The sequence below is a fragment of the Flavobacterium sp. genome (assembly GCF_044368995.1).
Taxonomy (GTDB): Bacteria; Bacteroidota; Bacteroidia; order Flavobacteriales; family Flavobacteriaceae; genus Flavobacterium.
Window position 1 is genome coordinate 1 of record NZ_JBIPMS010000035.1, and the last position, 14833, is coordinate 14833.

The following is a 14833-nucleotide window of genomic DNA, read 5'->3' on the forward strand; positions in this document are numbered from 1 at the left end:
AGAGAAATATAATTTCTATTCTTATGGTGATGCAATGTTGGTTTTATAATCAAATTAAACAATTGTTCATCTGGACTTATTTCAGATTTTTAAAATATAAGCCCAACATTTAGTTGGGTTTTTTTATATCTTATTTTTTTGTTACTTTTACGCTTTAAAACCTACTAAAAATGAACTTTCAAAATACTAAGGAATTCGCAAAAAGTTTAGATGACCAGGATGAATTAAAATCATATAAAAACGAATTTTATTTTCCACAACACAACAACCAAAATGTAATTTATTTTACGGGTAACTCATTAGGATTGCAACCAAAAATTACAAAAAAATATGTAGATGATATTATGGATGATTGGGCAAATATGGCTGTTGAAGGTCATTTTTATTCAGAAAAGCCATGGTGGGATTATCATGAAAGATTTTGCGAACCTTTGGCTAAAATTGTAGGCGCTATGCCATCAGAAGTAGGGGTAATGAATACTTTAACTGTAAATTTGCATTTGCTTTTTGTATCGTTTTACCAACCAAAAGGCAAAAGAATTAAAATATTATGCGAAGAAAAAGCATTTCCATCAGATCAATATATGTTACAAAGTCAGGTGAAATTTCATGGTTTTGATCCGGAAGATGTTATTGTTGAAATCAAAAGAAGAGAAGGCGAATTAACCACGCGACCAGAAGATATTTTAGCAAAAATTGAACAATTAGGCGATGAGTTAGCCCTAGTTTTCATTGGCGGTGTAAATTATTATACAGGTCAAGTTTTTGATATGAAAACCATCACTGCAGCCGGACACAAAGTTGGAGCAATTGTAGGTTGGGATTTGGCTCATGCTGCAGGAAATATAGAACTAAATTTACACGATTGGCAAGTAGATTTCGCAGCTTGGTGTAGTTATAAATATATGAATTCAGGTCCAGGAAATGCTTCTGGATATTTTGTACACGAAAAACACCACTCCAATAAAAATTTAGACCGATTTGCAGGTTGGTATGGGCACAATAAATCCCGACGTTTTTTGATGGAACCCAATTTTGATGCGGTTGAGGGCGCAAATGGCTGGCAAGTAAGTAATTTGCCTGTTTTGTCCTTAGCACCCTATTTAGCAACAGTCGAAATGTTTGCGGAAGTTGGTATGGAAAAATTAATTGCTAAAAGAAATCAAATCACTTCTTATTTAGAATTTATTCTTCATGAAATTGACAAGGAAATTCCACAAGCAAACTTTGAAGTCATCACGCCTTCTAATCAATCTGAAAGAGGTTGTCAGCTATCAGTATATTTACATGGTCAAGGCAAAGAATTATTTACTTATTTAATGCAAAACGGTGTGATTACAGATTGGCGTGAACCTAATGTTATTCGTTTAGCACCTGTTCCATTTTATACGTCTTTTGAAGATATTTATAATTTTGGACAAATTTTGAAAAAAGGAATTTTAAAATAGAAATATTGATTTTTAGATTTTTGGATATTCAGATTTTCGGATTTTCAGAAAAAATAAATTTATTATGCATAATAAGAAACAAAAAATAACAAATTTCGATCCGTCACAACCTGGTTTAGCCGACGCTACTGTTTTTGGATTGCCTTTTACAGCAGAAGAATCTGAGATCATTATTATTCCAGTGCCATGGGAAGTTACGGTTAGTTATGGTTCGGGTGCTTCTGAAGGTCCTGCTGCCATTTTTGATGCTTCGTTTCAAGTAGATTTATTGCATCAAGATTTTCCAGAATTATGGAAACTAGGTATTTATATGGATGATGCTCCAGCACAATGGGCAAAAAACTCTGAAAAATATAAAGATTTGGCGCAACCTATTATTGAAGCTCTTGAAAATGGAGAAGATTTAGAAACATTTCCAGCTTTATTGGAGGATTTACATAAAATTAATACCGCCTGCAGAACGCTTCATACAGAAGTAAAAGAAAAAGTATTATTTTGGCAAAATAAAGGAAAAAAAGTAGCGCTTTTAGGTGGTGATCACAGTACACCGCTTGGTTATTATGAAGCTTTGGCTACCCAACACGACAGTTTTGGTATTTTACATTTAGATGCTCACATGGATTTGCGTGTGGCTTACGAAGGGTTTACCTATTCACATGCTTCTATAATGTATAACACATTACAAATTCCTCAAGTTTTAAAAATTGTTCAAGTTGGCATTAGAGATTTTTGTGAACAAGAGGTAAATGTAGTAAAAGAAGCCAAAGGAAGAGTTGTTGTGCATACAGATGCTGATATGAAAGCGAAAACATTTGAAGGGCAAACTTGGAAACAACAATGTGAAGAAATTATAGCGCAATTACCACAAAAAGTCACTATTTCTTTCGATATTGATGGTATGTATCCATGGTATTGTCCAAATACAGGAACGCCAGTTCCAGGTGGCTTTTCATTTGAACAAGCTACTTATTTACTTAATTTGTTGGCACAGTCTGGTAAAGAAATAATTGGTTTTGATTTGGTCGAAGTGGCACCCGGAGAAAATGACGATTGGGACGGAAATGTAGGCGCAAGAATGTTATTTCATATGTGTGGCATTTTTGCCAAATCTCAAAAACTAAACGTTGGAAATAGAATTCAGTTTTAAAAATCAAACCAAAACAGATTTAATTTAAACTACATAAGTAGTATATAGTATATGTCAAAGCAAACACCAAAAAAAATTGCAATAGTAGGTTCCGGATTAGTTGGAACTTTATTAGGAATTTATCTCAAAAAACGAGGACACACCGTTCATGTTTATGACAGAAGTCCAGATATTCGAAAAATCAATTTTTCAGGACGATCAATTAATCTTGTTTTGTCAGATAGAGGTGTAAAAGCGTTATGCAATGTGGGCTTAGATCAGGAAGTTTTAGGAATAGGAATTCCTGTTGATAAACGTGCCATTCATACCGAAAAAGATACCGTAAATGAACAGTTTTATGGTAAAGACGGTGAAGTAATTTATTCACTTTCCAGAGGTTTGTTGAATAGAAAAATGGTGGATTTAGCAGAAAAAGCAGGCGTGGTTTTCTTCTTCGAAGAAAAAGTATGGGATGTCGATTTGACTTCAGCAACGATTTCTATTGGTGATTTTGAAAAAGGGGAGTGGACTACACATGATTATGACATTACTTTTGGTGCCGATGGCGCTTTTTCCAGAATCAGACATAAAATGCAACGTCAAAGCATGTTTAATTATTCGCAAGAATTTTTAAATATTGGTTATAAAGAATTAAATATTCCCGCCAACGCTGATGGTACACATAAATTAGATAAAAACTCTTTACATATTTGGCCTCGAGGCAATTTCATGTTAATGGCTTTGGCCAATTTAGATGGTAGTTTTACCTGTACACTTTTTATGCCGCATGATGGTGAAAATTCGTTCGAATCTATAAAAAGCAAGGAACAATTGGTCGGTTTCTTTGCTAATCATTTTCCCGATACTAAAGAAGTAATACCAGATTTAGTGGAGGATTTTTTTAAAAATCCAACTAGTTATTTGGTAACTATGAAGTGCTTTCCTTGGACCTTCAGCGATAAAGTAGCGCTTATAGGCGATGCTTGTCATGCTATTGTACCCTTTTACGGACACGGAATGAATGCGGGATTTGAAGACATTACCGTTTTAGAGGAAATGTTTGAAAAATATGGTGATGATTGGGCAAACTTATTAAATGATTACGAAAATTCTAGAAAACCAAATGCAGATGCCATTGCTGAACTTTCGTACAGAAATTTTATGGAAATGAGTTCTAAAACAGCAGATGCCAATTTCTTATTACAAAAGAAAATAGAAAAATGGTTTTCAGATAAACACCCTCAATTATGGGTGCCGTTATATTCTCGTGTAACTTTTAGCCATCAACCTTATTCCGAAGCATTAGCAATTGGCGACAGACAAAATGAAATCATGCAAGAAGTATTACAAATGGAAAACATTAACCAAATTTGGAACAGTCAAGCAGTTGAAAGTAAGATTATTGATCTTCTAAAAAAATAATTTTTATCGGTTTGAATAGAAAATAAAACTTCAGCATCTTGTTTTAAAATTTTAATTGTATTTGATTTTGTAAAAATTAATCAAAATCGGAAAAACTTTACAGTATCTTAACATTAGAAGTCATATAATTATCTTAATTTTATTGAATAATTATTAAAAAATAACACTAAAACTTGAAAATAATCATGCTATGTCTGTTTTTTGGTATGATTGTTGCATATTTTCAAAAAGTTAATGTAAATTTTACGAAATTAGTTTTTTTTTCAAATCTAATTCACATAAATTTGCGACTATCAAAATAAAAATGAAATCAAATAATTAATCAATTCAAACTAAAAAATTTTAAAAAATGGGACAGGATTTAAACGTTTCTGTAGAGAACAAAGGAAGCAAAGGAAGTAGTGTTTTTGCATCTTTAACTATTGTTATTTGTATAGTTATTGGCGCTTTATTATGGAAATTTGTAATGGGAGCACCAGCAAACTTTATTAAAGGTGATCCATTAGGACAGCCATTACCAGGAAACTATTTAGGAATGGTTTATAAAGGCGGTATGATTGTTCCTGTATTAATGGGATTATTATTAATGACAATCGTTTTCTCTGTAGAAAGATTTAACGTTTTGAAAAAAGCAGCTGGAAAAGGAAATTTAGATAACTTCGTAAAAGATGTTTTATCTCAAATTAAAACTGGAGATGTTCAAGGAGCAATGGCTGCATGTGACGCTCAAGAAGGTTCTGTTGCCAATGTAATTAAAGCAGGTTTATTAAAATCTGAACAAGTTAAAAAAGACGGGTTAGACGTTGATACAGCTACAGAAAACATTACTAAAGAAGTAGAACAAGCCACAGCATTAGAAATGCCAATGTTAGAAAAACACTTAACTATTATCTCTACATTAGTATCAATTGGTACATTATTAGGTTTATTAGGAACGGTATCTGGTATGATTAAAGCATTCGCTGGATTAGCAGAAGGTACTCCAGACCAAGCTGAATTAGCTAATGGTATTTCTGAAGCGTTAATTAACACAGCTACAGGTATCTCAACTTCTACTTTAGCAGTAATCGCTTATAACTATTTTACTTCAAAAATTGATACTTTAACTTATTTTATTGACGAAGCTGGTTTCGCAATTTCTCAAGCTTACAAAAGAGCTAAAGGAAGCAACTAAGATTTCATAAAATAATTATTAAGTTTAAATAAAGTAAAATGGCAAATATAAAAACATCTAAAAAAAGCACAAGAATCGACATGACGGCCATGTGTGACGTTGCGTTTTTGTTATTGTCCTTTTTTATTATGACAGCAACATCAAAAGTACCTGAGCCAAAGCCAGTAGATACGCCTGCGTCAACCATAAAAGCTAAATTGCCAGAAAGAAACTTATTCACTATTACTGTTGGTGATAGCGCAGTATATATTGGAATGTCTGAAAGAGAAACCAGAATTGCTGCTTTAGAAGCTATGTCGTTAAAATATGATATCGCCTTCACACCACAAGAAATAAATGAGTTTTCTTTATTAGATTCATTCGGTGTTCCTTTGGAACAATTAAAGTCTTTATTAGCTTTAAAAAATGCTGATAGAAACAAACCAGGTACGCAAGTTGGTATTCCTTACAAAGGAGATATTTCTGAAAATGAATTGTCTTTCTGGGTATATTATGCAAATGCGGCTGTTGTTATGGAACAACAAGCTAAAGGAGCAGAAAAGATTAAGGAGATTGAAATAGCTATAAAAGGTGGTTCTAAAGAAAAATATACTGTTGTTAAGAATATTTTTGATATTCTTCAAAAACAAAATATGAATGATTTTTATTTAGTAACTTCTCTAAGAGATGAAGATTTTTAATTAAAATAAAAAAATAACATGGCAGAATTAAATACCGGTGGCGGTGGCGGTAAAGGCGGTAAAGTAAGAAGTAAAAAATCGAATCCAGGAGTTGATTTAACAGCAATGGTAGATTTGGCTTTCTTACTGATTACCTTCTTTATCCTAACAACCACATTGTCTAAGCCACAATCTATGGATTTAGCTTTACCAGATAATACAAAAACAGATGATCCTAACCCACCAGAAACTCCAGCTTGGAGAACTTTAACGGTTGTTTTAGGAAAAAATGATAAGTTAGTGTATTATATTGGTATGACTGATGCACCTTACATGGAAGATGGTTTAAATGGAAAACCAAAGTTAGATAACTATGGAGGAAAAGGTATCAGAAAAGCACTTTTGATACATAATAAATATGTAATGGATCGTGTTGAAAACCCAAAAACACAAGGAATGACGGTGCTTATTAAAGCAAGTAAATCGGCAAATTATAAAAATTTGGTTGACATTTTAGATGAAATGGCAATAGTGAAACCGTTTTCTTATTCAATTGTAGATGTAACTCCAGGCGATTTAAAAATGCTTGAAGACAATAAAATTAAATAACATAACTTTAAATATATAAAAATGAGTGAAATTCAAAACATTAGCGAAGCTAGTTTACTTGACAATATATTCGAAGGACGTAATAAAAGTTATGGAGCATACGAATTAAGAACAAATAGTTCAAAAAGAACAGTTTTTGCATTACTTGTTTCTTCAATATTTTTTATTGTGTTGGTTTTTGCTTTATATCTTTCAATGAAAAGTAAAGATAAAGTAGAAGATAAAATTACCAAGGTAGAACTTAAGAAAGTGAAAACGCCTATTAAAAAGGAAAAGAAAATTTTAGAACAAAAAAAGGTAGAACCTATTAAAAAGGTAAAATCTGTGGTTGACATCGTAAAGAATGTCCCTCCAGTTGTTGTAAACAAGAAAACAGTTGTAAATGAAATTCCTCCAGTTGATCCTGATAAAAAATCGGGTTCAGAAACGGCTAAAGGAGATGCAAATGCTAACCTTGATAAAGGAGCTGAATTAGCTAAAGAAGAACAAAAAGGAGATGATACAGATTACAATCAAATTTTTACCTCTGTACAAGTTCAAGCTTCGCCTCCAGGTGGGATGAATGCTTTCAGAAAACAAATTGCAAGTTCATTCCGTTTACCAGAAGTTGATGAAACCACTACTGGAAGTGTTATAGCAAAATTTGTTGTTTGGGATGATGGCTCTATTAGAGATGTTGTAATTGTAAAAGAAACTCCTGCAGGATTAGGTTTAGGAAAAGAGGCAATAAGAATCTTAAATAAATCTCCAAAATGGACACCAGGTGTATATAATGGTAGAAGTGTAAAACAATACTATACATTACCTATATCCATCCAAATTACAGCTAACGAATAATATGAATTGGTTAAATAAATTAAAACAGAAATCGCCCAAACAGCGATTTCTGTTTATTTTAGGACTTTTAATATTCTGTTTTTATTTAGTCTTGGCCTATTTGGTTGCTTTTTGGGATAATTTTCCTCTAGAAGTTGCCTTAACAAGAAGAAGAATATTTGGAGGTTTGCTAGTATTATATGCTGGTTTTAGATTATACAGATTATTAAATAGAGAAGATGAGTAACATGAAAAAAATTGCTGCTGTTTTTGTGCTTATTATTTTAGTGATTTTCGCTTGTAAAAAATCTGAAAATACCACTGTAGATGAATCTTACGTTAAAGGAAAAGCCACAATTTATGTAGACGAATCTTTATTGCCAATTGTGGAAGATCAAGAAATGGTTTTTGAAAGTAAATATCCTAAAGCCGCCATTACACTTATTCCAAATTCAGATTCGGATATTGTAAATTTATTGTTGCAACGAAAAATTGATATCGCAGTACTTTCCCATGAATTGACAAAAACTCAAGAAGATAAATTAAAAGCTAATGATGTAATTGGCAAAAACACACCTTTTTGTTCTGATGCCATTGCTGTTATTGTTAACGCAGGAAATTCAAAAACTACTATTACAACTTCAGAAATTTATGATGTTTTAAATGGGAAAAAAACGGATGTGCAATTTGTGTTTGATAACGAAAATTCTAGCACATTAAGTTATTTAATGGATAAAGCGAATGTTAAATCTTTATCAAAAAGTGTCACAGCTTTGAAAAACAACCTAGAAGTTATTAAATTTGTCTCCGAAAATAATAATTCAATAGGTTTTGTTGGCGTAAATTGGCTCTTGAATCCATCAATTGAATTGGAAAGCACAATTAAAAAAGTCAAAGTTTTAGCTGTAGGAAAAAGTATTCAAAAAGCGGTAAAACCTACTCAGTCATACATAGAAACAGAAGAATATCCATTTATAAGAAAAATATATTTGATAAATTATCAAGGAAGAACAGGTTTAGGCATGGGTTTTGCTTCTTTTGTTAAAAGCGAAGTGGGACAACGCATTACTCTTAAATCAGGATTAGCGCCAATTAAGATTCCAACTAGAGAAATCAGAATTATAAAAAACAATAAATAGAAATAAAAAAGTAGAAATGAGAACAGTTATTTTATCAAGTTTTGCCACTATTTTTGCTGCAGTTGCGGTAAACGCTCAAGATTTAGAGCAAGTTAAGAAAACAATTGATGCCGAAAAATTTTCAGATGCTAGAAAATCATTACAGTCGATGGTTGAAACTGCACCAGATAAAGGTAAAAATTATTTTTATTTAGGTCAAGTATATTTAGCTTTAGAAAAACAAGATTCGGCTAAAGTATATTTTGATAAAGGTAAAGCAGCAAAAGATGCAGGTCATTTAAATTTAATTGGTTTAGGTCAGTTGGAGTTGCTAGATGGAAAAGTTTCAAATGCAGAAGCCAATTTTTCAGCAGCATTAGCATTAGCAAAAAAGAAAAACACCGAAGAACAAATTTTTATTACGCAAGCTTATTTAAAAGCTGCTAATCCAGATGTTTCTAAAGCTTTAGCAGCAGCTAAATTAGCTGTGGCAAGTGATGCGAAATCAGCGCAAGCACAAATTGCTTTAGGTGACGCTTTGGTAGCGAATAAAAACATCAATGATGCCTATGTGGCTTACAGAACAGCTGGTGAACTTGACAAAACATCATTAAGAGCCCCTTTGCAATTGGCGATTATTACAAGAAATGCACAAGCGTTCCCAGAAGCGATAAAAGCATTTAATGATATTTTGGCAATCAATCCAAGTTACGGACCAGCTTTTCGTGAAAAAGCAGAAACTAATTTAGCTTGGGCGTATGCAAAAAAATCACTTTTCGAAGAAAAAATTGCAGCCGCTTTAGAGGATTATAAAAAGTACATGAGTTTGACAGATGTTTCTACAGATGCGAAAATTAAATATGCCGATTTCTTAATCTTATCAAAAAAATGGAAAGAATTAGAAACGGAAGCTTTAGCTATTCAAAAATCGGATAAAATAAATCCGAAAGTATTCAAATATTTAGGGTATGCTTATTCAGAAAATGGAAATCCTGAAGGCGCTATTAAGTCACTTGCCGATTATATGACTAAAGTAGAAGCTAAAAAAATCAATGGAAAAGATTATTTGTATTTGGCAAAAGCGAAATTAGGGACTTCAATGGACGATAAAGGAATTATTTCTAATCAAGCTAGATTCACAGACGCCATTTCAGATTTAACTAAAGCATCAGAATTAAATCCAAATTTAAATACAGAATTTACCGAAATCGGAATTAAATTGTATTCTGGAAAAGCGTATTTAGAAGCTGCAAAATTATTTGAATTGGCAGTCAAAAACACAAATTCTAAAAGTTACAGCCGTGATAATTTTTTATTGGGGAATTCAATTTTGTTCTATGCAGAAAGTAAAACGGAGGCACAAAAAGCAACACTAACTGCAGAATTTGTAAAAGCAAATAATGCCTATGCAGAAGCAATCAAAATCTCTCCAAATACTCAAGATGTGTATTTTTACAAAGGACAATTAAATAGAGTAATCGGAACACCAGAATCTAATGCGCAAGCTGTCTTGGATTATGAAGGTTATGTAAAAACAGTAACCGCAAAAGGCGAAACAGAACTATTAAAAGCAGCAGTGAGAGAAAACCTATTTGAAACCTATTCATTTATTGGAGCAAATTATGCTACAACTGATAAAGCAAAAGCGATAGAAAATTTCAAAAAAGCAGCAGAAATTAATCCAAATGATGTTTTCGTAAAAGAATCATTACAAGCATTAAATAAATAAAATATCATAATATTTATTAAAAACCGATAGCGAAAGTTATCGGTTTTTTTATGTGCTATTTCCATCTGATAAACTTTTGCCTTTTACCCTAAATAAATTACCTTTGCAATCAATATACAAAACATGCTCAATAAAGAAACTCAATTACTTGTAGACAAAGGCGAAATGCTTCCCTTAATGGAAGAATTTTACACCATTCAAGGCGAAGGATATCATACTGGAACAGCAGCGTATTTTATTCGCGTGGGTGGTTGTGATGTAGGTTGCCATTGGTGCGATGTAAAAGAAAGTTGGAATGCGGATTTACATCCACCAACAGCAGTAGAAAATATAATTACGAATGCCAAAAAATATGCAGAAACAATCGTAATTACTGGAGGCGAACCTTTAACATGGAATATGAATCCGATTACTACGCAATTAAAAAAAGCAGGATTAATTGTACATATTGAAACTTCTGGTGCTTATGATGTTACTGGAAATTGGGATTGGTTTTGTTTGTCGCCCAAGAAAAATAAATTGCCTGTAGCTTCAGCTTACGCCATCGCAAACGAGTTAAAAGTGATTATTCATAATAAACACGATTTTATTTTCGCCGAAGAACAAGCAGAAAAAACAAATGAAAACGCTATTTTGTTCTTACAACCCGAATGGAGCAAAAAAGAAGAAATGACACCACTAATTGTAGAGTATGTGATGAATAATCCAAAATGGCGCGTGTCTTTGCAAACTCACAAATATTTGAATATTCCTTAATAAGAGAAATTCCAAAAAATAAATTCCAAACTCCAACCAAATACTTTCAGTTGGAGTTTGGAATTTTTTTTATTGGAATTTAAACAAATAATCTCGCTAAATAATCAAAATGCTCACCTTCTAGTATGAATTCACATTGTAAACCGTTGGTAATTGCTGCATTTTGAAGTGTGTTGTAATCTAAATATAACCAAGGAAAAGTGTCTTCTGTTTCTCCTTTGTATTGCACCGTAAAAGTCAATTCGCCATAATATCCTTTAGCTGGAATGCTATACGCGCCATCTTCATCTTGATCATACATGTAAATTAAATCGGAAGAATCAATTAAAATTTGCCCGTTTTCATTTAATAAAGATTTTAATTTCTGTAAATAGTTGCCTGTTTCTTTCAATGTTCCAAAGATGCCTGTGCCATTCATTAATAGGAGTATGGTATCAAATTTTATGGTAACGTCTAAATCTAATATATCCTGAACAAATACATTTTTCAGACCTCGAAGTTGACAAGCTTTTACTACATTTTTAGAAATATCAATAGCAGTAACTTCTAAATTTCTATCGTTTTGTAATATCAAAGAATGACTTCCAGCACCGCAACCTATATCTAAGACTTTTCCTTTGGCTAATTCTAAAGCTTTTTGTTCCAATTTTGGCATTTTATCGTAGGTTCTAAATAGATAAGAAACGGGCATTTCATCAGCTTCTGAAATAGAAGTTTCGGTAATTAAATCTTCAGGTAAATTATTCGTTTTGTAATCTAATATGGCTTTTCCAAAAAGGTCTTTCATTTTGTCATTACGAGGTATAAAGCAATCTTCCCTCAAATTATAGGTTAATAAATTAAAATCGTAGCTTTGCGCTTCATTCAATTACAACATGTTAAAACCAGCACTAAACGAAATTCAAAAACTAGCCAAAGATACACATATTGAAACTAAAAAATATTTCGATAAGTTAAAAAAACGTGTACCAAAAAATTTAGATTATGTGATGCAAGATTTGCACGATGCCGAATTTAAAAAAACCGATTGTTTAGCATGTGCCAACTGCTGTAAAACGACAGGACCTTTATTCACAGATGCCGATGTGGAGCGAATTTCGAAACATTTAAAACAAAAACCACAACAGTTCATCAATCAGTTTTTACGTGTAGATGAAGATAATGATTATGTGTTGAAATCAGTCCCTTGCACGTTTTTAGATGCAGACAACAAATGTTTTATTTACGATGTGCGTCCAAAAGCGTGTAGAGAATTCCCACACACAGACAGAAAAAAGTTCAATCAAATTACGGATTTAACTTTACTAAACGTTGCCGTTTGTCCCGCTGCTTTTAATATTGTGGAGAAGATGAAATTAAAAATGCCTTTGTAATTTAGTTGTAAATTAGATATTTCTTTCTCATTTCTTTAAATGTAGTCAAATCAACTTCCCAGCTTTTTCTAATTTCTTTTTCAGAAACGCCATTTACAATTTGCTCATGTAGTTTTTTGGTCCCAGCTAATTTGGTAAAAAAATCATTAAAAAAATTAGCTTTGTCTGAAGTATTGGCATATGCTTTTAGAAGCCATTTCAACTCTAAACGAGTTACTTTTTTAATTTTAGTCAAATCTTCTCCGTAACATAAAATGTCTTTATGCATTGGTTCTTTTGCACCAAAATTCGGAATTGGGGTAAATGAAAAATCAGTTTTAATTAAAAATGGGGAGCCATAAATTTGAAATTGTTTTTCTGAACCTCTTCCCACACTTACATTAGTGCCTTCAAAAAAACACAAACTAGCATATAAATTTATCGATTGATCATTTGGTAAATTTGGAGAGGGTTTTACGGGTAAGCTGTACTTCATTTCTCTTTTGTAGTTTGAACAAGGAACCACTTGCAATTTACATTGGATTCCATTGGCTAACCATTTTTCTCCGTTTATCATTTTGGCATATTCTCCAATAGTCATACCATGTAAAACAGGAATAGGGTGCATGCCTACAAAACTTTTATGTTCCATTTCTAATAAAGGGCCATCAATAATATTTCCATTCGGATTGGGTCTGTCTAAAACTAAAAGTTCAATATTATTTTCCGCACATGCTTCCATCACATAATGTAATGTAGATATATAGGTGTAAAATCTAGCGCCCACATCCTGAATGTCAAAAATTATCACATCAATATCGGCCAATTGCTCAGATTTTGGTTTTTTGTTGTTTCCGTATAGCGAAATTATTGGCAAATTGGTTTTTATGTCTTTGCCATCTTTAATGACTTCACCAGCATCAGCAGTTCCTCTAAATCCGTGTTCAGGGGCATATATTTTTTGTAAATCAACTTTTTTTTCTAAAAGAAAATCAACTAAGTGCTTTTTGTTTTCAACTATTCCTGTAGGATTTGTAACAATACCAATTTTCTTATTTTCAAATAAAGGCAAATAGGCGTTAAAGTTTTCAGCACCAGTTTTTATGGCTAAGTTTTTGATTTTTTGGCTTGGTATTTCTATGGCTTTTGACTTTTGACTTTCGACTTTTCTCTTTTTCACAGAAGAACATCCAAAAGAAAATAATAGTATTAAAATAAATAAAAACGTATTTTTGAACTCAAATTTCATAAAAGTATATTTTGAATTTAGAATATTTTATTGCAAAACGACTTATAGTTTCTAAAAGTTATAAAAGTAGTGTTTCTTCGCCAATTATAAAAATTGCTATTTTGGCCATTGCCTTAAGTATTTTTATGATGGTCATCTCTGTTGCAACTGGTGTGGGATTGCAACAAAAAATACGAGAAAAAATCGCTGCTTTCAACGGGCATGTAATACTTTCAAATTTCGATGACAACCAATCTCAAGTTACTGCCGAACCTATTGACGCTAAATGGCTGTCCGTTTCTCAGCTAAAAAAAAATAGTTTCATCACTCATGTGCAACCCGTTATCACAAAAGGCGCTTTAATTAGGACTAAAACGGACGTGGAAGGCATTATTTTTAAAGGTGTAGACGCTTCCTATCAATGGAAAAATCTAGAAGAATTTTTAGTAGCAGGTAAAATCCCCACTTATAAATACGGTGATATTAATGAAGTGTTAATTTCTCAGTTTCTAGCCAATAGATTAAAATTGAAAGTTGGTAATTCGTTCTCTACTTTTTTTATGAAAACTCAAGGTAAACTGCCAAGTGTCCGAAAATTTAAAATTGCAGGTATCTATAATTCAGGTTTTCAAGAATTTGATTCTTCATATATAATTGGCAACATACAACATCTGCAACGTATAAATAATTGGCAACCCAATCAGTTTGGGGCTTATGAGATTTTCATAGACGACTTTTCAAAATTAGACCAACGAGCTCAAGAAATCTATAAAACCATACCGCCTACATTCAATAGTGTATCCATTTCTGAAAAATATTTTAGTATTTTCGAATGGCTAAAACTTTTCGATTTCAATATTTTGGTTATTTTAATCATAATGATTGCTGTAGCAACTATAAATATGGTAGTTGCACTATTAGTTTTAATTCTCGAACGCACCCAATTGATAGGTATGTTAAAAGCACTTGGAGCTAATAATTGGTCCATACGAAAAATATTTTTATACAACGCCGCTCACCTAATTTCACGAGGATTACTTTGGGGAAATGGAATCGCTATTTTGTTATTAGTAATTCAAAAAAAATTCCAAATTATTAAACTCAATCCAGAAAGTTATTACGTTTCTTCAGTCCCTATTGATGTAAATTTCTTTTACATATTTCTTTTAAATTTAGGAACGATTTTAATTTGTATATTGATTTTGCTAATTCCTTCTTACCTAATAACTAAAATATCTCCAATTAAAGCTTTGAACTTTAATTAGCAGCTTTTCCTGCTTTCCGCTCTATCTTTTTGTATAGTGGTCTTTAAGAAAAGTAAAGCCCATTATACAAAAAGGATGCCGCTACAATCAGGGCTATGGCAATTATTTCCATAAGAATCCTGCCTTTCAAT

Annotated in this window: 15 protein-coding genes; 13 read left to right on the plus strand and 2 right to left on the minus strand. The window is 32.1% G+C overall.

Annotated features, from left to right (window positions below; translation table 11 throughout):
• Nucleotides 1-170: 170 nt before the first annotated feature.
• The 11 genes from kynU to ACIQ2I_RS04205 all read left to right on the plus strand — a co-directional run bounded on the left by kynU (nt 171) and on the right by ACIQ2I_RS04205 (nt 10857).
• A complete protein-coding gene (kynU, locus tag ACIQ2I_RS04155; RefSeq protein WP_396181171.1) occupies nt 171-1448 on the plus strand; it encodes a kynureninase in 1278 nt (425 codons plus the stop codon).
• Nucleotides 1449-1512: 64 nt separating this feature from the next.
• Nucleotides 1513-2595 (plus strand): agmatinase family protein, encoded by a 1083-nt coding sequence (locus tag ACIQ2I_RS04160; protein ID WP_396181172.1) that lies wholly within the window; start codon nt 1513-1515, stop codon nt 2593-2595.
• A 51-nt stretch (nt 2596-2646) separates the two neighbouring features.
• A complete protein-coding gene (locus ACIQ2I_RS04165; RefSeq protein WP_396181173.1) occupies nt 2647-3996 on the plus strand; it encodes an FAD-dependent oxidoreductase in 1350 nt (449 codons plus the stop codon).
• 349 nt (nt 3997-4345) lie between these two features.
• A complete protein-coding gene (locus tag ACIQ2I_RS04170; protein ID WP_396181174.1) occupies nt 4346-5170 on the plus strand; it encodes a MotA/TolQ/ExbB proton channel family protein in 825 nt (274 codons plus the stop codon).
• Nucleotides 5171-5208: 38 nt separating this feature from the next.
• The gene (locus ACIQ2I_RS04175; RefSeq protein ID WP_396181175.1) at nt 5209-5850 is read left to right on the plus strand and encodes an ExbD/TolR family protein; all 642 of its coding nucleotides are present in this window, start codon (nt 5209-5211) and stop codon (nt 5848-5850) included.
• An 18-nt stretch (nt 5851-5868) separates the two neighbouring features.
• Nucleotides 5869-6438, plus strand: coding sequence for an ExbD/TolR family protein (locus ACIQ2I_RS04180; protein ID WP_396181176.1), 570 nt, complete (start codon nt 5869-5871; stop codon nt 6436-6438).
• Between the two features lie 21 nt (nt 6439-6459).
• The gene (locus ACIQ2I_RS04185) at nt 6460-7275 is read left to right on the plus strand and encodes an energy transducer TonB (RefSeq protein ID WP_396181177.1); all 816 of its coding nucleotides are present in this window, start codon (nt 6460-6462) and stop codon (nt 7273-7275) included.
• 1 nt (nt 7276) lies between these two features.
• Nucleotides 7277-7501 (plus strand): hypothetical protein, encoded by a 225-nt coding sequence (locus ACIQ2I_RS04190; RefSeq protein WP_396181178.1) that lies wholly within the window; start codon nt 7277-7279, stop codon nt 7499-7501.
• A 1-nt stretch (nt 7502) separates the two neighbouring features.
• The gene (locus ACIQ2I_RS04195) at nt 7503-8393 is read left to right on the plus strand and encodes a PstS family phosphate ABC transporter substrate-binding protein (protein ID WP_396181179.1); all 891 of its coding nucleotides are present in this window, start codon (nt 7503-7505) and stop codon (nt 8391-8393) included.
• Nucleotides 8394-8409: 16 nt separating this feature from the next.
• On the plus strand, nt 8410-10101 hold the full coding sequence (locus ACIQ2I_RS04200) for a hypothetical protein (protein ID WP_396181180.1): 1692 nt from the start codon (nt 8410-8412) through the stop codon (nt 10099-10101).
• A 123-nt stretch (nt 10102-10224) separates the two neighbouring features.
• Nucleotides 10225-10857, plus strand: a complete 633-nt coding sequence (locus tag ACIQ2I_RS04205; RefSeq protein WP_396181181.1) for a 7-carboxy-7-deazaguanine synthase QueE — start codon at nt 10225-10227, stop codon at nt 10855-10857.
• Between the two features lie 79 nt (nt 10858-10936).
• Here the strand turns inward: ACIQ2I_RS04205 and ACIQ2I_RS04210 are convergent, their stop codons facing one another.
• Nucleotides 10937-11644, minus strand: a complete 708-nt coding sequence (locus ACIQ2I_RS04210) for a class I SAM-dependent methyltransferase (RefSeq protein ID WP_396181182.1) — start codon at nt 11642-11644, stop codon at nt 10937-10939.
• An 88-nt stretch (nt 11645-11732) separates the two neighbouring features.
• Between ACIQ2I_RS04210 and ACIQ2I_RS04215 the strand changes: the two genes are divergently transcribed.
• Entirely contained in the window at nt 11733-12230 is a 498-nt protein-coding gene (locus ACIQ2I_RS04215; RefSeq protein WP_396181183.1) for a YkgJ family cysteine cluster protein, read from the plus strand.
• A 1-nt stretch (nt 12231) separates the two neighbouring features.
• Here the strand turns inward: ACIQ2I_RS04215 and ACIQ2I_RS04220 are convergent, their stop codons facing one another.
• Nucleotides 12232-13458 carry an exo-beta-N-acetylmuramidase NamZ domain-containing protein gene (locus ACIQ2I_RS04220; RefSeq protein WP_396181184.1) on the minus strand — a complete coding sequence of 409 codons (1227 nt, stop codon included), beginning with the start codon at nt 13456-13458 and terminating at the stop codon, nt 12232-12234.
• An 11-nt stretch (nt 13459-13469) separates the two neighbouring features.
• Between ACIQ2I_RS04220 and ACIQ2I_RS04225 the strand changes: the two genes are divergently transcribed.
• Nucleotides 13470-14702, plus strand: a complete 1233-nt coding sequence (locus ACIQ2I_RS04225; RefSeq protein WP_396181185.1) for an ABC transporter permease — start codon at nt 13470-13472, stop codon at nt 14700-14702.
• Nucleotides 14703-14833: the final 131 nt, after the last annotated feature.